Below are 18,555 nucleotides of genomic sequence, written 5' to 3'. Positions count from 1 at the left end.
ATTTTAAGTTATTACTTATCTAATGTTACGACAAAGTTACGTAATATTTATATTTGGTTAATATTAAATTAACATTGATAGTGAAAATTTAACATTGGAAAAAGAAAAAGGATTTTGAAATTTCAAAAATCCTTAATATATGTTTTATTTGTTTTGTCCAGGAGCAAAAGGCTTGGCAGATTTGGTTCCATAGATTTTTTTGGCTTGCCCGGGTGGCATTGGTTTAGCAGCATGTCTCGGAGGTTTTGGTGGTTTTGGTGGTCTTGGCGGAGCAGCACAAGCTACAAAACTTAACGAGAAAACAATTGTTACCAAATAAATTTTAAGTGATTTCATAACTTTTTTATTGATGAATCACAAATCTGATACCAATTACAAAAATAATATCTCCTTTGTTGTCTGATAAGTTCTTAATTGATAAATTTGAATATAAATGAGATTAAATTACAAATTATGTCCATTACCAACGAGTCAGAATTAGCTGGAATGAAAAAAATAAGCGAAGCTGTTGCTTACGCTTTGAAGGAAATGAAAAACTTTGCCAAAGCTGGGATTTCCACCAAGGAACTAGATGATTTCGGTGGAAAGATCCTTGAAAATATGGGTGCGAGATCTGCTCCGTTTTTAACTTACGGATTTCCGGGTTATACTTGCATCAGTGTGAATAATGAGTTCTGTCATGGCATTCCTTCTGAGAAAACGATTCTGAAAGAAGGAGACCTTATCAATATTGATGTTTCTGCAGAACTGGATGGGTTTTGGTCAGATAATGGTGCTTCTTTTGTGATTGGAGAAGATATCAATCAACATCAAAAACTGATTGAAGCTTCCAAAGGAATCTTAAAAAAGGCAATTTCTAATATCAAAGGTGGCGTCAGGATTTCGGACATCGGACATCTGATGGAAATCGAAGCCAAGAAAAAAGGCTATAAAGTCATCAAAAACCTGACTGGTCATGGCGTTGGAAGAAGCCTGCATGAGGAACCTCACGAGATCGCGAATTATAGAGACCGTTTCAATATGCAAAGATTCAAGAAGAATTCCGTGGTTGCGATTGAGACTTTTATTTCCACGACCTCGACCATTGCTGAGACTCTTGAAGATGGCTGGACAATGGTCGGAAACAAAGGTGGTTTTATGGCGCAACACGAGCATACGATCGTTGTAACTGATGGGAAACCAATTATATTGACAGAGATGAACGAGATTTGGAATTAAACATATCAAATAAAAATTGCCACTCTTTAAGATGGCAATTTTTATTTTTAATTATAAAGGATCTGACCTGCTTACATTTCTTTTTTCAAAAACTTCGCTGTCAAACTTTTCTTAGATTTGATAATCTCCTCCGGTGTTCCTTCTGCAATGATCTGTCCGCCGTGTTTTCCGCCTTCCGGACCAACATCAATAATATGGTCTGCGAGTTTGATAACATCCATATTATGTTCGATGATGATAAAAGAATTTCCTAATTCTACCAATTGTTCGATAGCTTCCATCAGGATTTTCACATCTTCGAAATGAAGTCCCGTAGTCGGCTCATCCAGAATATAAAGTGTATTTCCGGTTTGTTTTTTGGAAAGTTCGGTCGCCAGTTTTACACGTTGTGCTTCTCCTCCACTCAAGGTCGTGGATTGCTGTCCAATTGTGATATAACCCAGACCAACATCTTTTAAAGTTTTTACTTTGTTAAAGATTTTCGGAATAGGCTGGAAAAATTCTACCGCTTCATTGATCGTCATATCCAGAACATCGGAAATCGATTTCCCTTTGTAACGGACTTCCAGAGTTTCACGGTTGAAACGTTTTCCGTGGCAGGTTTCGCAATGAACATAAACATCCGGCAGGAAATTCATTTCAATGACTTTCAAACCGCCTCCTTGACAGGTTTCGCATCTTCCGCCTTTCACATTAAAAGAAAAACGTCCGGCTTTGTAACCCCGGATTTTACTTTCCGGCAATTCAGCGAAAAGATTTCGGATATCTGTGAACATTCCCGTGTAAGTCGCAGGATTTGAGCGTGGTGTTCTACCAATTGGACTTTGGTCAACATCTACAATTTTGTCAATATTGTCGATGCCTTCGATACTTTTGTATGGTAAAGGTTCCTGGATTGCCCTGTAAAAATGGCGATTCAGAATCGGGTACAAAGTTCCGTTAATCAAAGACGATTTTCCACTTCCGGAAATCCCTGAAACAACAACTAATTTTCCAAGCGGAATTTCGAGCGTTACATTTTTAAGGTTATTTCCGGTCGCTCCTTTCAGAACAATCGATTTTCCATTTCCTTTTCTTCGTTCGGCAGGAATTTCGATTTTTCGTTTTCCGGTGATATAATCAGCTGTGATTGTATTGGCTTTGGTAATATCTTTCGGATGACCTTGCCAAAGAATTTCTCCACCGAATTTCCCGGCTTTCGGACCAATATCCAAAACGTGGTCAGCTTCCAGAATCATATCCTTGTCGTGCTCCACCACCAAAACCGAATTCCCGATATCACGAAGATGTTTCAAAGAATTAATCAATCTTTCGTTGTCTCGTTGGTGAAGACCAATAGAAGGTTCATCCAGAATATAAAGAACGTTGACCAATTGAGAACCAATTTGAGTCGCCAGACGAATCCTCTGAGATTCTCCTCCAGAAAGCGTTTTCGAACTTCTGCTCAAACTCAGATAATCCAAACCGACATCCAAAAGGAATTGTAATCTGGTTTCAATTTCTTTTAAAATCTCGTGAGCGATAATTTTATTTTTATCACTGAATTTATCCTTCACATCCGCCAACCAATCTTTGAAATCGAGCAGAGACAATCCATTAACTTCAGCAATATTTTTTCCATCGATTTTGAAACTCAGACTTTCCTGACGAAGACGCGCACCTTTACAAGTCGGGCAAACTTCTTCTGTTGTGAAATTTCGTTCCACCAAAACCGCATCGTAGTTTTCTCTTTCTTCAACAATCTCTTCGAGGATTTTTACCAAACCTTCGAAATTGATTTTGATTTTTTTGGAAATCCCGGCGTGTTTCAGTTCTTTGGTAATGTCGCTGCTGTAACCATAATAGATGTAATCCAAAGCTTCTTTTGGAATATCTTTGAATGGGGTTGTCAAACTTAGATCAAAAATTTCAAGAATTGATTTGATTTGAGACAGAATCCATTTGTTGGATTTCAGCTGTTCCAAAGGCAACAATGCACCTTGGTTGATTGACAATTTATCATTTTCGACAAAATAGTCGGTGTTCACTTTTTTGATGGTTCCAAGACCTTTGCACGTTTCGCAACTTCCTTTCGGTGAGTTAAATGAGAACGTATTCGGTTCCGGCAATGCCATCGAATCTCCCGTAGAATCATCCATCAGATTCTTACTAAAAAAATGAATCTCGTCCTGTCCCATTTCCTGAATCGCAATCAATCCTTCGCCCATATCAGAAGCAGTTTTCAGAGATTTTTGCATTCTTAGTTCAGTAGCATTTTCTCCGATAATCCAACGGTCAATCACCACTTCGATATCGTGGGTTTTATATCTATCCAGTTTCAAATCATACTCGATGTCTTGTAAAACACCATCGATTCTGGCCTGAGAATAACCTTTTTTGGAAAGATGAATGAACAATTCGTGGTAATGTCCTTTTCTGGAACGTACGACCGGCGCGAGTAAATAAACTTTTTTCCCTTTGAAATTATCTTTGATGGTTTCCAGAATCTGGTCTTCTGTGTAACTAACCAATCTTTTTCCAGAACTCATAGAATAAGCATCTGAAACTCTGGCAAACAGAAGTCTCAGAAAATCATACAACTCCGTAATCGTTCCAACAGTTGAACGTGGATTTTTGTTGGTTGTTTTCTGCTCGATGGCAATTACCGGCGATAATCCTTCGATTTTATCAACATCCGGACGTTCCAATCCGCCCAAAAACTGTCTTGCGTAAGCGGAAAACGTTTCGATGTAACGACGTTGGCCTTCGGCAAAAATCGTATCAAAAGCCAAAGAGGATTTTCCACTTCCGGAAAGTCCTGTGATAACAACCAATTCGTTCCTTGGGATTTTTACAGATATATTCTTGAGATTGTGTTCTCTAGCGCCGTAAATTTCGATAAATTCTTGATTATTCTTCATTGAAAAGTCTCATTCTGGGAAAACGCAAAAATACGGAAATTAATCGACGATTGCACTTTAGCTTAACTTAAGTTTAATAATATTTAACAATGATTTTGTGAGAATAAAACTATGGGTAAAACTATCTTTGCAACTTGAAATAAATCAAAAAAATGAAACGTATTTTATCAAGATTCACATTGGCAATTTGTATTCTATCATCACTCTACTCCTTTGCGTGGGGATTGACAGGACACAGAATTGTGGCAGAAATCGCACAACATCACTTGAGTTCCAAAGCTCAAAGAAATATCAAAAAATTGTTTGGAGAACAGAAAATGGCTTACTATGCCAACTGGCCGGATTTCATCAAGTCTGATACTACAGGCGTTTGGAAAGAAACTTCGTCTTGGCATTATGTCAACATCAATCCACAAAAGAATTTTCAGCAGTTCAAAGATTCTTTATCCGTTCAGAGATCGCCGAATCTTTACACTCAAATCAGAATTCTTTCTGACAAAATCAAAGACAAAAATGTTTCTGAAAAAGATAAAAAAGAAGCTTTGATTTTCTTGATTCACTTAGTTGGTGACCTTCATCAGCCTTTGCATGTTGGAAGAGCTGAAGATTTGGGAGGAAATAAAATCAATGTAACTTACTTTGGACAAAACACCAATTTGCATTCGCTTTGGGATTCCAAATTGGTTGATAACCAAAAATATACTTATACAGAATTTGCGAATCTTTTGGACGTAAAATCTAAAGATGAAGTGAAACAGATCCAAAACGGAACTCTAGAAGAATGGTTGTTTGACAGCCATAAAATCGCTAATTCAATTTATTATCAAACGCCAAAAGATTCCAAATTAAGTTATGATTACAATTACCGTTTTGAATCCACGCTTGAAAGACAATTGCTTTACGGTGGATTGCGATTAGCGAAAGTTTTAAATGATATTTTTGGGTAGAATCAGTCCAGTTCTTTGATCATCCAAAGATTACAGCCAGAATGTCCGGAATTTCCCAAAGCTTTTTCCAAATACTGAAATCCTTGCTTTTCATAAATGGAAACGGCTTTGCTGAATTCTGGTAAACTTTCCAAATAAACTTTTTGATAGCCTAATTCTTTTGCTTTTTCAAAACAATTTTCCATCAACAATTTTCCGATCCCTTTTCCTCTCGCTTTTTTTGTAAGGTAAAACTTCACCAATTCTGTTGTATTTTCGGGAAGATTTTCTGTTGGAAATATACCACAACAACCTAGAATTAAACCATCTTCTTCTGCAATAAACAAAGCTGATTTTTCTGCTTTGAATAACGAATACAAATCATCCGTAGTTGGGTCGGAATAGACCGTTCCGCAAGTACATTCTACTTTGAAATCGTGAAAACAACTTCTGATGATCTTTGCAAGTATTTCGTTATCTTCTAATTTATTTTTTCTAATTATTATTGACATTCAGATATTTATTTTAAATCAGCCAAGGATATTTGTGATAGATCCCATCGAAAAGCATTGCTAAAATTCCAAAGAAGATCCACAGCCTAAGAAGATTCAGAGATTTAAATTTGTCATTTTTCTGATTTCGGAAAAGCATAAAAACAGTTCCAATAATAACAATCGTTGTCGCTAAAAAATACCAGGCCATAATATTTTTGAAGCCAATCCCAATACTTAGGACCATAGAAGTCGCTAAAGTAATTATTAACAAAATTAATAAAACCGATCTCGTATTTTGAAACCCCAATCTATTAGCAATTGTATCATAACCGAACATTTTATCGGCATTTCTTGTCAATGTATCTTTTGTAATATCGATGATAAATAACATCAGGAAAAGAAAAATTGCAAGGAACAAAATCTTGAGCGAAAATGTCTGATAATAAATCAACATTCCGAAGAACGGATACAGCGTCAATGAAACAAAAGTGAAATTGTTAAGGACAATAATTTTGCTGAGTTTGTGACTGTAAAACCACATCAGAAACTGATAAATCAGAAAGAAAACGAAAACTCTGTGTGAAACAAAAATCGCTAATCCTAACGACAATGCATTGAGAACGACATAAGCTATGAGAAAGTATTTTTCTTTGAGGAAACTTTGCAATCTTGAACGAAAAGGCTGTGTCAGCTGGTCTTTTTCCTTGTCATAAAACCGATTGATGATTCCGCCTGCCAAAATGCTAAGAACGGAGCAAATGATGATACAATGAACCTTATAATCAAAGACAAAATTCCTAAAACTTTCTTCTCTATTAAACAGGAAAAATGTAGAAACGTAAAGCGCAAAAGTCAGGAGAACCGCAACAAAAAAACGAGCACCCAAAAGAAAACCCATCAACTGAGAAATACGGTAAAGGGCATTTCGGGAAGTTGGTTTTGCTTCGTCGTTCATTTTTAATTATTATAAAAAACCTTTCAAAGATAGACGATGAAAGGCTTATATTACTTTAAATATTAATTTTAAAATCTGTAAATCACTTCTTTTTGGAAGCCATCTAACATTTTCTCGGCTTTTTCATAATCTTTTGTAAAACCAAGAATATAACCTCCACCACCACTTCCGCAAAGCTTCAGATAATAAGCGTTGGAATCCAAACCTTTTTTCCAAGCATTGAAAATATTTTCCGGAATCATCGGACGGAAATGTTCGTAAGCCCAAACCGACAATTTTTTCATATTGCGGAAAAACGGATTCATATCCTTTTTCAGAAAAGCCTCGATGCAGGCATTGTTGTAACGGATAAACTCCTCTTTCAAAGTCTTACGGAAACCTTCATTTTTCAACTTTTCAAAGAAGATCTGAATCATTGGTCCGGTTTCGCCAGTTATTCCGGAATCAATCAAGAATATGGCACCTTTTCCAACTTCTTCTTTTGGAAGTGAAACTTTGCCAACATTCTCTTTGTTCTCGATAAGAATCGGAAGATTCATATAGCAAATCAAAGGGTCCATTCCAGAACTTGTTCCGTGGAAATAGCTTTCCAACTGACCGAAAACTTTCTTCAAGTCTTTCAGTTCGTCTTTAGAAATGGTTTCCGGGTCTCTTTTTGTGAAAGAATATTTTTCGAAAATCGCCGCAACCAATGCGCCAGAACTTCCAACACCATATCCTTGCGGAATATTGGAATCGAAAAACAAACCTTTTTTGATATCATTTTTGAAAGAATCTACATTCAGTTTAAAATCTGAAGGCAATTCTAACTCAGCTAAATAATTGGAATATTTTTCTAAAGATTGGTTGGATTTTTTCTCAAAATCGTTGTCCAAATCAGAAAACTTAAGCGTTCCTTTATAAAAACTATACGGCACAACCAACCCTTGCGAGTTCTCTATCATTCCGTATTCTCCGAACAAAATTATTTTTGCGTAAAATAAAGGGTTATTCATATTGCGTTTTGATATTGCAAATTTACAAAAAATAAACTATTCCATTAATATCAAATAATAAACCGAAAATTTAAATTTTCATTAATTATCCAAAATTATTCTTTGTAAGGAAATAATTTCATAAAACCTTCGTAAACACTTTTGTGCAAAATAGTCGCGTGATTATCCTCGGTCATTAGTTTATATTCTAATTTCAATTTCTTTTTTCCAGAATTTTTAAGGATTTGATATAATCCGTCCGCTTCTTTCACCATCATTTTATGTTCATTTTTTCCAACAGAAATATAAACAAATCTTTCTTCATCTTTTTGTTGAGAAATCAGTTTTGAAGCCTCATTATAAAGACTTTCGTTGTCCCACCAAAGACTTGGACTGATGATAAAATAGTGTGTGAAAAGTTCTGGTTTCTTTAATAAGATCTCAGTTGCCAAAAGTCCGCCTAGCGATTGACCAATCAAATATCTGGTGCTTTCTGTTTTATAATTTTGATTGATGAAAGGCTGTAATTCTTTTTCAACAAACTCAATAAACTTATCCGAATGCCCTGTCGTAGGATAATCTTTCTGCAAATCTTTCAAATCTGTATGGAACGTGAAATCCCTTTTTCTATCAACGTTTGCAATGCCAACAATGATGAAATCCGGCATTTTGAACTGCATATTGAAAAACTGTTGAAGTCCAACCAAATGGAGGAAATCCTCATTCATACTTCCGTCCAGAATATAAATGACAGGATAACTTTTGGTTTTGTCAAAAGTCTGTGGAAGGTAGATATTTAGTGTTCTTTTTTCATTAAGAATCTTAGAATTCAGAGTTACTTTCTCTCCGATTTTTAAATCTTCAATAACCGGATTTTGAGAACTTAAAATCGAAAATATGAATAAAAATGCGAAACTTAATACTTTCAAAACAGCAATTATTTGGTATTATTTTTCACTTTTAAAAAACGGATGAATATCAATCCCAAAGCAAAGAAAATTGTCATCGATAAAGCAGCATAGCGCATATTGTTATAATGCTCAATCAATGTTGCAAAGATGAAAGTTCCTAAAATAATTGCTAATTTCTCCAACACATCGTAAAAACTGAAATAAGTTGTATTATCCATAGAATCTGTCGGAAGCAATTTGGAATAAGTTGACCTGGACATCGCCTGTAAACCGCCCATTACCAGACCGATAACGCCAGCAATTCCATAGAATTGATATTCTACATTCGGGTTTTCTTTATTAAGATAATATGCTGCGAGACAAGCGCCAATCCACATTGCAACTGTAATACTAATGACATTTTTATTTCCGATTTTTCTTGATAACCAAGAAAAAAACAACGCACCTATAATTGCCTCGATTTGGATTAAAAGCAATGTCATTATCAGTTTGTCCTGAGCCATATTGATTTCACTCTTTCCGAATAAAGTTGCCATTAGGAAAATGGTCTGCATCCCAACACTGTAAAAGAAAAAACTGGTGAGGAAATATTTTAGATTTCTATCTCCAAAAAGATGATTTCCAACCTTGAATAATTCTTTGAAACTTTGTTTTACAATATCAATATAGAAACTGATGTTGTCTTTGAAAACCTCAATAAAACCGCCTTGTTCAGCGTGACTTTTGAAGATATTTTTATAATTAAGCAAAACCAAATCCTTTGGCAATTGTTCTTTGACCTGACCAAACTGTGGCAAATGCTTGAATGTATATTGTGAAAACCCAAACCACCAAGCGCCTGTCAACAAGAAACTTACTCTTGTATAAATCGCTGCTTGCTTAGGAGTTTCCGCACAAACCTGAATCAAAACAAGACAAATCACAACCAAAATCACAGAACCGATGTAACCATAAACATAACCTTTTGCAGAAAGTGAATCCTGCTTATCAGGCGTTGCAATATCCGGCAAAAAGGAGTTATAGAAAACCAAACTTCCCCAGAAGCCGACACTCGCTGTCACACTGAATAATAATCCCAGCCAAACACTTCCCATTCCTGTAAACATCGCCAATCCCATACAAGAAGTCGCTCCCAAATAACAGAAAAACTGAAGAAAAGATTTCTTGTTTCCAATCGTATCCGCCAATGATGACAAAATTGGAGATAACAAAACCACAATCAAAAATGAAAGTGTGAGAGAATAACCATAAACTGCATCCGGTTGGTATTCTTTTCCGAAGATTTTAATCAGATTTCTTACAGGAACTTTTATCCATTGTCCCGTTTCCTTCACGTACTCATCTTTTTCGTAAGCCGTTGTAAGAATCGAGTAATATATAGGAAAAATCGTGGAAGTAATAACGAGTGAATAAACCGAGTTTGCCCAATCATACAATGCCCAGGCGCGCATTATTTTCGGATTATTCTTGATAGAGTTTTCGGGAATTGTTTTTTCTATTTCAGACATTGGAAATAATTATTTAGACAAAAGTAAAAAAAGGAATTACAAGTTGACAAAAAAATGCGTTTGTATCAAAAATTTAATAACAAAAACCCTTTCGAGACTTTGAAATCTGAAAGGGTTTTGAAATTTATTTAATTAAATGTTATTGCAAATTTTCAATCACAATAGCCGTTGCACCGCCACCGCCGTTACAAATTGCAGCAGCGCCGAGTTTTGCATTATTCTGTTTCAGAACATTGATCAAGGTTACGATAATTCTGGAACCGGAACTTCCCAGCGGATGACCGATAGAAACTGCGCCTCCATTTACGTTTACTTTCGCAGAATCTAATCCGAGAATTTTGTTATTCGCTAAACCGACAACAGAAAACGCCTCATTAAATTCAAAGAAATCGATATCATCCTTTGTAAGCCCGGCTTTCTTGAGAGCAATAGGTAAAGCCTTTGAAGGTGAAGTTGTGAATCTTTCCGGTTCTACAGCCGCATCAGCATAAGAAATGATTTTTGCTAAAGGTTTTAATCCTAACTCCTCAACCTTTTCTTTTGACATCAGAATCAAAGCAGAAGCACCGTCATTAAGAGTCGAAGCGTTTGCAGCCGTTACCGTTCCGTTTTCTTTTTGGAAAACTGTTGGTAAAGTTGGAATTTTATCAAACTTCACAGCTTTATATTCTTCGTCTTCCGAGAAAACAATTGGGTCACCTTTTCTTTGAGGAATCGAAACTGGAACAACTTCTTCTGAGAATTTCCCGGCTTCCCAAGCCGCTGCAGACCTTTGATAAGATTGGATTGCAAAAGCATCCTGTTCTTCTCTCGTGATATTATTTTCTTTGGCACACAATTCTGCACAAACGCCCATATGAACTTTGTTGTAAACATCGGTAAGACCATCTTTCAAAAGTCCGTCCTGCATTTTGATGTCGCCCAATTTCACACCATTTCTTCCATCCAGATAATGAGGAACCATCGACATATTTTCCATTCCGCCAGCTATGATAATATCTACGTCACCAGCTTTTATCGCTTGAGTTGCCATTGTCACAGCTTTCATTCCGGAAGCACAAACTTTATTTATGGTTGTAGAAGGCGTATGATTGGACAAACCTGCACCCAAAGCCACTTGTCTCGCCGGAGCCTGACCTTCACCCGCCTGCAAAACATTTCCCATATAGATTTCCTCAACCAAAGTCGGATCCAGGTTGATTTTGTCTAAAGCTCCTTTTACCGCAGTGACGCCCAATTGTGTAGCAGGAACAGTCGAAAGACTTCCCATAAAACTCCCCATTGGTGTTCTAACTGCTGATACAATGAATACTTCTTTCATAATATTTTTAATTTTGATTGTATTGATATTTATTTTTGAACACAAAGCGCACTAAGTTTTTTTTCACTAAATGTTACAAGTTTCACAAAGGCGTTTCACTCAGAAAAGCCCACAATTATTTATTACTTTTAATAACGAAATTAGCTTTTTCTTTATTGATATTTTTTCTTGATGCGATTAAAATCAGGACTGCTCCCAGAAATTCGATAAACCATCCCCAGGATAATTTTACGATTCCGGCGAATGTGGATTGCCAGGATTTAAAAGGTAAAAAACTGAAATAATCTAAAGATTTTAACTTAATAGCAACAATTGTGAAAACAAAAAGCAATATGATTAAAAATGCCATTATTCTAACCAATTTAGTTTTGCCAATCAGCATGAAAACAAGCGTTAATAGAGAAAATCCCCAAAGTATGATAGCGAGTGTATTATCCACTTTCCAATAGTTCCAGTTTCCAACAATTGGAATATGAACCAAAGGCAGAAAACTCCCTGCTACAACCAAAAACAATCCGATTAACTGTAAATTTTTCATTCTTAAATCCTGTTTGCCAATGTAAATAAAAAATTTTGAGTTGCAAAAATGAATTAAGAAGATTTTTCAAATGTGATTTTGACCTTCAGAAGGGATATAGACTGTTGAGATTCCTTCGGTATTACAAAACAAAGGATTTTAAAACAAAAACTCACATCCCTTTCGAGATATGAGCTCTAATAAGAAAATAGTGTATAAGAATGTTCTATGAAAAATGTATAAATTAAAAATCAATATTGGCAATCTCGATTCCGATTTGGATTCCGTTTTTGTTTGGTAAAATGGTTTTGTCATTGAAAATTGGTGTGAAATCTTTCTTGATGAACAAAGTAACGCCACCATAACCCAGACTGAATTTCCCTCCGAATAAGAAAGCATTCACGCCGTCATCTAAAGTGTAATCGTACTTTTTGAAGTTGTCATTTTCATTATAATATTTCACTTTTACAATACTTCTCGTGTTGACTCCTGCATAAGCCCCTACTCCAATTTTCCACATTTTTTTCCTTACATCCAGATATTGTTTGCCGTCATATTCTGTATATTTTGGATTCAGATAAAGTTGAAATTCAATTGGCAAAGTCAAATAGACATTTCTCAATTTTGAACGTTTCAATCTGCCTTCTTCAAAATTTTCAAGGAACAATTGCGAATTTTCCTGAACAAAAACCTGCGGACGCTTCGGCATATAAGTGTCGGTTCTGTAAGCCAAACCGTACCTCAAAACCCACGGACTTTTGAAACTTCCTAATTGTTTATCTTTTCTAAACTGAACTTCAATGCTGTGCGAGTTTCCGATTCTCATTTCGGAATCATTTTCAAAAGGATTTAAACTGCCTTTGTCTTTGGTCAAATTTGCGAAAGCATAACCAACACTTAAAGAACTTGAATTAATATATTCTTTCGGTGATTTATCATTTTTTTTGATATTGATTGACAATCCGGAAGTTCCAAAAACCATAACACTTTTATTTTTCAAAGTGTCTGATTTTGAATTGTAAACTGAATTTGTAACTGCTGTTTTCGTAATATTTTCCAATTGTTCGCGCTCGTTTTCAATTTTATCATTGATGAGCGTTTCGTATTTTTTGGAAACTGCTTCTTTCTGAGAAATCTGCTCTGATTTTGTGATTTTTCCGGAAGAGAAAGCTTCATCGATTTTGTCAGTTTCGGCTTTCATATTCGCTTTCTCTGTCGATACGATGGAATTGACTTTCTCGGTGTAAGATTTCATCTGATTATCGAGCGTAGTTTGGGCTGTAGCAAGGCTTGAAAGCATTGCCAAAAGTAAAATTTCGAACTTCATAGTCTAATTATTTAGTAGTTATAGAATCTTTGTCGTAAAGGGTAATCCCGAAGAGTTTGATGCGTTTTGGATTAGGAAAATCCGAGTCATTTTTTGGTTTCAAAGTATTGATTCCCATCGCCGATTTTGGCGTTTCGGATTTCGCTTTGTCAATTTCCACTCCGAAAAGTAAGTCCGATGAAGACACATATTTTACTCTAGGTTTTTGTATTTCGTTTTGAGCTAGTTTTTCTTCAGGTTGTGGAGTGATTTGTGGCTCTTCTTTTTTTATAATGTTTTCTTTTTCAAGAATTAGATTATTCGTTTGATTTTCTTTTTTAATTGATTCAGTCCTTCCGAATGGAGTCGAAGAATTTTCTAAATTTTCAACCACTAATCTTTGATTATCAGTTTCTGAATTATTTTTTGTTGGAACTAATTTCTCAACTTCATTATTTTCAGATTGCTTAATTGTTGTCGGAACTGTATTTTGATTGTTGGTATGATTTGCAAATTCCAGATTTTCATTAATATTAGATTTATTATTAATCATCAGAAAACTTCCGACTAAGCCAAACACTAACAAAATCACAGCTACATATCGTAACCAAATCATTTTGGGTTTTTGTCCTTTCGCAGGAGTCTGGTCGAGTTTTTCTTCCAATCTGTCCCAAAGACCGTCGGAAACTTTCATTTCCTTTTGTTCGTATTTAGATTTCAGATTCTGCATTTTGTTTGATATTTTGTTGATTAAAATAATCTGTAAGCCATTTTTTCGCTTTGCTTAGCTGACTTTTGCTGGTTCCTTCCGTGATGTTCAGGATTTCCGCAATCTCCTGATGTTTCTTTTCTTCAAAAACAGTGAGGTTAAAAACCAGTTTGTAACCAATCGGCATCTCTTTGAAAATCACTTCCAAATCGATGTCCTGATAAATCTCATCAACATCTTCCGTCTGTTCTGCAATCGCATCTGTAAATTCAGTTTCCGCATACAGAATATGTTTGTTTTTTCTAATGAAACTAATGGCGTCATTCACTACAATTTTTCTCAGCCAGAAAGGAAATGATTCATAATTCTTACAATCTTCAATTTTCATAAACGCTTTATAAAAAGCATTCATCAAAACATCTTCTGCATCATCCCGATTATTGATGTAAGAATTGGCAACCGACAACATTTTTCCTGAAAACATCTCGAACAAACTCTTCTGAGCCAGTCGGTCATTTTTCTTTGCTTTGGAAAAGATATGTTGTAAATCTCGTTTCATTTTCTCTTTCTGACTATAAGACGGCAAACTGTTGAAATGGTTGCCTGATTTTTTTAAATTAATCCAACAAAATATATAACTAATTGAAAATCAACAATAAAATTTAATTAATTTTTATTTTATCAATAGAAAGTTTCGAAATCATGAGACAACTCAGGAAAATAGGAATATATAATCTTATCTCATACAAAGCTCCTGTATAAAAACACATAATAATGTACGGTAGCGAAAAAAGGTGAAAAATCAATATATTCCTGGTTGTCTGCCTATTATTGGACACCAACAAACTAAATACAAAAAATACTATCCAAAATAAAATCCCAAATAAACTTCTTGTTTGCGTGACATTTCCAACAAAAAAATTTTCATTTCTAATCTCAAAACTATCAACAGCTAATCTTACCCCAATATAGGTCGCCAAAAAACCAATTACTAAATATACCATTGGCAACCAACTTTTTTTATTTAAACCATATTTATTATATAAAAAAACCGCTGCAAAAGATAATGACAAGGCAGAAGATTCTCTGTTAAGCGTAGAAATCATTAAAATAGAAATCAAAACAAGAAGCAGGATCAATCTTTTATTTTTCAGATATTTCAAAAATATTAAGGCAAAAACAAACAAAAAGAAATAACTGCTACAGTCATAAGGAACCAACACAAACTGAGAAAGTCCGATGGACAATGTAGAAAGTGTAATGACAAATATTTTCTCTGATTGGTTTGCAACGAAATATTTGGTTTCAGTTATCAGTAATAGAACGATATTCGCTGATATCAAAAAAAATGTATTGAGAAATGCGTAAGCGAAAAACATATTTGGCTGCGCATTTTTATCCCAAAAATCCATTTTAAGCCTAATCCTAAATGGAAGACTTTCCAGAAAATTATAAATATAAATTAAAAGAGAAGTACTTAGCCAACGGTACTGATAAACACCACTTTCGTACTGTTCTTTGAAAGAATCTATATTAAGCAAAGGTGCTGAATAAACACTTCCAAAAGCAAAATAAATAAAGATATTGACCACAATTGCAAACAATGTTACAAATATGATTTTAAAGAATAGATTCACTTTCATAGGTTCGATAGTTTTTCAAATAGGTCGTAAATATCGTGAATTTTGAAATTCTATAAATTCTTGTATAACATAAAAGCAGACAAATCAGTATAAAAACCGTAAATTTGCTATCCGAAAATCAATACAAACGTGGTAAACACAGACCAAATAAAAGATATCCAATCCAGAATAGAAGACCTGCACAAGTTTCTCCAGATCGAAAAGAAAAAAATCGAGATTTCCAACGACGACGAGAAAACCGCAGCTCCGGAATTTTGGGAAAAGCCAAAAGAAGCCGAAGTTTTCCTGAAACAACTCCGTTCCAAGAAAAAATGGGTGGAAAGCTATGAAGAAATCAAGACGCAATTCGAAGATATACAAGTTCTTTTGGAATTTGCAAGAGAAGACTCCGAATCTGAAAAAGAATTGGACGAAGCTTTCCCTCAATTAGTCGAAAAAGTAGAAAATCTGGAATTCAAAAATATGCTTTCCAACGAAGGCGATGAGTTGTCAGCAGTACTTCAAATCACAGCCGGAGCAGGTGGAACGGAATCTTGCGACTGGGCAAGTATGCTGATGCGGATGTACACAATGTGGGCGGACAAGCAAGGTTACAAACTCCGTGAACTTAATTTTCAGGAGGGCGATGTTGCCGGAATCAAGACCGTGACCTTGGAAATTGAAGGAGAGTTTGCTTTCGGATATTTGAAAGGCGAAAATGGCGTTCACAGATTGGTGAGGATTTCGCCGTTTGATAGCAATGCGAAACGTCATACGAGTTTCGTTTCCGTTTATGTTTATCCTTTGGTGGATGATACAATTGAAATTAATATAAACCCAGCCGACATCAGTTTCGAAACAATGAGAAGTTCCGGTGCTGGTGGACAAAACGTAAATAAGGTTGAAACCGCGGTTCGTCTTCGTCACGCACCAACAGGAATTATCATTGAAAACTCAGAATCGCGTTCTCAGCTTCAAAATAAGGAAAAGGCTATGCAACTCCTGAAATCCCGACTTTACGAAATGGAACTGGAAGAACGCCTGAAAGCCAGAAACGAAATCGAAGCCGGAAAAATGAAGATCGAATGGGGTTCTCAAATCCGAAATTATGTAATGCATCCTTACAAACTGGTAAAAGATGTCCGCTCGGGACACGAAACGTCTGATGTGGATGGCGTAATGAATGGTAATCTGACACCTTTCCTGAAAGCTTATCTGATGAATGAAGGGCAAGCTGGAAGTGGGGAGATGGATGAGTTGTAGAAAAATATCTTTCTCACAGACTCAGCAATCTTGCCGATTTTTTGACAGATTTATTAGCAATAAATTTAGTAATAAAAAAGCCTCAGAAAATTCTGAGGCTTTGATTTTATATTTCGGTGTTGAGATCCCAATTTTCCAAATAGTCGTTGACGTGTTTCAGGAACATTCCGCCTAAACTGCCATCCACTACTCTATGGTCATAAGAATGCGACATAAACATCTTTTGACGAATGGCAATCACATCTCCAAACTCAGTTTCGATAACCGCAGGTTTCTTCACAATAGCTCCAACAGCTAAAATCGCAACCTGAGGTTGTGGAATAATAGGTGTTCCCATCAGGTTTCCAAAAGTTCCAACGTTGGAAATGGTATAAGTTGCACCTTGTGTATCTGCTGGCATTAGCTTTTTATTTCGTGCTCTGTAAGCTAAATCGTTGATTGCTTTTGCCAAGCCTGACAAACTTAATTGGTCTGCATTTTTGATTACAGGAACAATTAGGTTTCCGTCTGGAAGAGCTGTCGCCATTCCGATATTAATGTTCTTTTTCTTAATGATCTTATCACCATCCACAGAAACGTTGATCATCGGAAAATCCTGGATGGCTTTCACAACCGCCCGGATGAAAATCGGCATAAAGGTTAGTTTTTCGCCTTCTCTTTTCTGGTAAGAATTTTTGTTATTATTTCTCCAAGTTACAACATTAGTGACATCAGTCTCTATAAACGAAGTTACGTGCGGCGAAGTATGCTTACTATTAACCATCGCATCTGCAATGATCTTGCGGACACGATCCATCTGGATGATCTCGTCACCATCATTTACAATGATTGGCTGGGCAGGAGCTGGTTGAAGTTTAACTTCAGAAACTTGTTGGGCAACTGATTGTTGGGCAGGAGCAGACTGAATCACGCCTCTATTTTTCACAAATCCCAGAATGTCTTCTTTTGTAATTCTACCTTCCAGCCCGCTTCCTTTTATTGATTTCAATTCTGTCTCAGAGATATTTTCTTGCTGAACAATTGATTTTACCAAAGGCGAAAGATATAGATCTGAACTCTGATTACTGAATGAGTTATCAGAATGATTAGACAAAGGCTGTTCCAGAGTTTTTACAACTTCCGGCTCTGGCTGGACGATTTGATCTTTTACTTCTTCGTAAGATCTTGGTTCAGGCGTTTCAGAATTTGAAGAACCACCTTCTGTTTCCAAAATCGCAATGGCTTCACCTATTTTAGCAACTTCATCTTTCTGTTTAAGGATTTTGACAATTTTTCCCGAAACTGGTGTCGGAACATCAGAATCTACCTTATCTGTTGCAATTTCTACAATAGAATCATCTTCTTTTATAACATCGCCTTCATTAAACAACCAAGTGATAATTGTTGCTTCCATAACTCCTTCGCCCATACTCGGGAGCAATAGTTTATATTCTGCCATTTTTTGGTTTTTTGAATTTTCCCAAAAGTACACTTTTTTTTATTAAATATATAATTCTGATATTTAAAATTGATAAGGCATATTTTTTTATAAATTTGATAATCAAAATTTTTAGAATTATACAATGAACATCTACCTAAGTGCAATCATCCATATCAAAGAAAACTCAATAATGGATGCTATTGAATTATTAAAAAAACTAGTCATAGAAACTCGCAAGGAAAAAGGCTGTATACAGTACGACCTCTTCGAGGATAACAGAAATAAAGGTGTATTCTTCATCCATGAAAACTGGGAAACCAGTGAAGATCTCCACAACCATCAAGTTTCAGACCATATAATGAAGTTCCGTGAGAATATTACATCACTATTGGAAAACCCAAATATTGTTTACGTTGGGAACAAGCTTTTTTAAATTTAAAATAACTAATATTTAAGTTAAATTTTTATCAATAACGCAATAAATGTAAATTTAATTGTATTTATTACATAA

18 protein-coding genes are annotated in these 18,555 nt (G+C 35.5%); 4 read left to right on the top strand and 14 right to left on the bottom strand.

Translation table 11 applies throughout. The features are described from left to right. Window positions 1-144 precede the first annotated feature (144 nt). Window positions 145-336 (bottom strand): hypothetical protein, encoded by a 192-nt coding sequence (locus tag BLT30_RS18275; RefSeq protein ID WP_089872447.1) that lies wholly within the window; start codon window positions 334-336, stop codon window positions 145-147. A gap of 117 nt (window positions 337-453) precedes the next feature. Here BLT30_RS18275 and map point away from each other — a divergent pair, with 117 nt between their 5' ends. Further along, window positions 454-1,218, top strand: coding sequence for a type I methionyl aminopeptidase (gene map / locus BLT30_RS06345; protein WP_089872445.1), 765 nt, complete (start codon window positions 454-456; stop codon window positions 1,216-1,218). Window positions 1,219-1,289: 71 nt separating this feature from the next. On the opposite strand, the gene uvrA is transcribed toward map, so the two are convergent. Then, on the bottom strand, window positions 1,290-4,118 hold the full coding sequence (gene uvrA / locus BLT30_RS06340; RefSeq protein ID WP_089872443.1) for an excinuclease ABC subunit UvrA: 2,829 nt from the start codon (window positions 4,116-4,118) through the stop codon (window positions 1,290-1,292). Between the two features lie 152 nt (window positions 4,119-4,270). Here uvrA and BLT30_RS06335 point away from each other — a divergent pair, with 152 nt between their 5' ends. Further along, window positions 4,271-5,065 (top strand): S1/P1 nuclease, encoded by a 795-nt coding sequence (locus BLT30_RS06335; protein WP_089872441.1) that lies wholly within the window; start codon window positions 4,271-4,273, stop codon window positions 5,063-5,065. Window positions 5,066-5,067: 2 nt separating this feature from the next. On the opposite strand, the gene BLT30_RS06330 is transcribed toward BLT30_RS06335, so the two are convergent. The 11 genes from BLT30_RS06330 to BLT30_RS06280 form a co-directional block, all read right to left on the bottom strand. Next, window positions 5,068-5,556 (bottom strand): GNAT family N-acetyltransferase, encoded by a 489-nt coding sequence (locus BLT30_RS06330; RefSeq protein ID WP_089872439.1) that lies wholly within the window; start codon window positions 5,554-5,556, stop codon window positions 5,068-5,070. 13 nt (window positions 5,557-5,569) lie between these two features. Beyond that, window positions 5,570-6,493: a UbiA family prenyltransferase gene (locus tag BLT30_RS06325; protein ID WP_089872437.1), complete on the bottom strand. Its 924-nt coding sequence runs from the start codon at window positions 6,491-6,493 to the stop codon at window positions 5,570-5,572. A 68-nt stretch (window positions 6,494-6,561) separates the two neighbouring features. After that, window positions 6,562-7,488 (bottom strand): mevalonate kinase family protein, encoded by a 927-nt coding sequence (locus BLT30_RS06320; protein ID WP_089872435.1) that lies wholly within the window; start codon window positions 7,486-7,488, stop codon window positions 6,562-6,564. A gap of 95 nt (window positions 7,489-7,583) precedes the next feature. After that, entirely contained in the window at window positions 7,584-8,396 is an 813-nt protein-coding gene (locus BLT30_RS06315) for an alpha/beta hydrolase (protein WP_245707123.1), read from the bottom strand. Window positions 8,397-8,404: 8 nt separating this feature from the next. Beyond that, a complete protein-coding gene (locus BLT30_RS06310) occupies window positions 8,405-9,886 on the bottom strand; it encodes an MFS transporter (protein ID WP_089872431.1) in 1,482 nt (493 codons plus the stop codon). 139 nt (window positions 9,887-10,025) lie between these two features. Then, window positions 10,026-11,207 (bottom strand): thiolase family protein, encoded by a 1,182-nt coding sequence (locus BLT30_RS06305; RefSeq protein ID WP_089872939.1) that lies wholly within the window; start codon window positions 11,205-11,207, stop codon window positions 10,026-10,028. 115 nt (window positions 11,208-11,322) lie between these two features. Next, window positions 11,323-11,745, bottom strand: a complete 423-nt coding sequence (locus tag BLT30_RS06300) for a hypothetical protein (RefSeq protein ID WP_089872429.1) — start codon at window positions 11,743-11,745, stop codon at window positions 11,323-11,325. Between the two features lie 223 nt (window positions 11,746-11,968). Further along, on the bottom strand, window positions 11,969-13,051 hold the full coding sequence (locus BLT30_RS06295; protein ID WP_089872427.1) for a porin family protein: 1,083 nt from the start codon (window positions 13,049-13,051) through the stop codon (window positions 11,969-11,971). Window positions 13,052-13,058: 7 nt separating this feature from the next. Continuing rightward, the gene (locus BLT30_RS06290) at window positions 13,059-13,760 is read right to left on the bottom strand and encodes a hypothetical protein (RefSeq protein ID WP_089872425.1); all 702 of its coding nucleotides are present in this window, start codon (window positions 13,758-13,760) and stop codon (window positions 13,059-13,061) included. Continuing rightward, the gene (locus tag BLT30_RS06285; RefSeq protein WP_089872423.1) at window positions 13,741-14,298 is read right to left on the bottom strand and encodes an RNA polymerase sigma factor; all 558 of its coding nucleotides are present in this window, start codon (window positions 14,296-14,298) and stop codon (window positions 13,741-13,743) included. Before BLT30_RS06285 ends, BLT30_RS06290 begins: the two co-directional genes overlap by 20 nt. Window positions 14,299-14,401: 103 nt before the next feature. Then, window positions 14,402-15,382 (bottom strand): hypothetical protein, encoded by a 981-nt coding sequence (locus BLT30_RS06280; RefSeq protein WP_089872421.1) that lies wholly within the window; start codon window positions 15,380-15,382, stop codon window positions 14,402-14,404. A 129-nt stretch (window positions 15,383-15,511) separates the two neighbouring features. Here BLT30_RS06280 and prfB point away from each other — a divergent pair, with 129 nt between their 5' ends. Further along, the gene (prfB, locus tag BLT30_RS06275; protein ID WP_089872419.1) at window positions 15,512-16,624 is read left to right on the top strand and encodes a peptide chain release factor 2; all 1,113 of its coding nucleotides are present in this window, start codon (window positions 15,512-15,514) and stop codon (window positions 16,622-16,624) included. Window positions 16,625-16,730: 106 nt separating this feature from the next. On the opposite strand, the gene BLT30_RS06270 is transcribed toward prfB, so the two are convergent. Further along, window positions 16,731-18,062 (bottom strand): dihydrolipoamide acetyltransferase family protein, encoded by a 1,332-nt coding sequence (locus BLT30_RS06270; RefSeq protein ID WP_089872416.1) that lies wholly within the window; start codon window positions 18,060-18,062, stop codon window positions 16,731-16,733. A 124-nt stretch (window positions 18,063-18,186) separates the two neighbouring features. On the opposite strand from BLT30_RS06270, the gene BLT30_RS06265 reads away from it, so the two are divergent. Further along, a complete protein-coding gene (locus BLT30_RS06265) occupies window positions 18,187-18,477 on the top strand; it encodes a putative quinol monooxygenase (RefSeq protein ID WP_089872414.1) in 291 nt (96 codons plus the stop codon). The last annotated feature ends 78 nt before the right edge of the window (window positions 18,478-18,555 follow it).

This window comes from Epilithonimonas hungarica, assembly GCF_900102265.1.
Taxonomy (GTDB): domain Bacteria; phylum Bacteroidota; class Bacteroidia; order Flavobacteriales; family Weeksellaceae; genus Epilithonimonas; species Epilithonimonas hungarica.
This window is presented reverse-complemented; position numbering and strand designations above follow the sequence as displayed.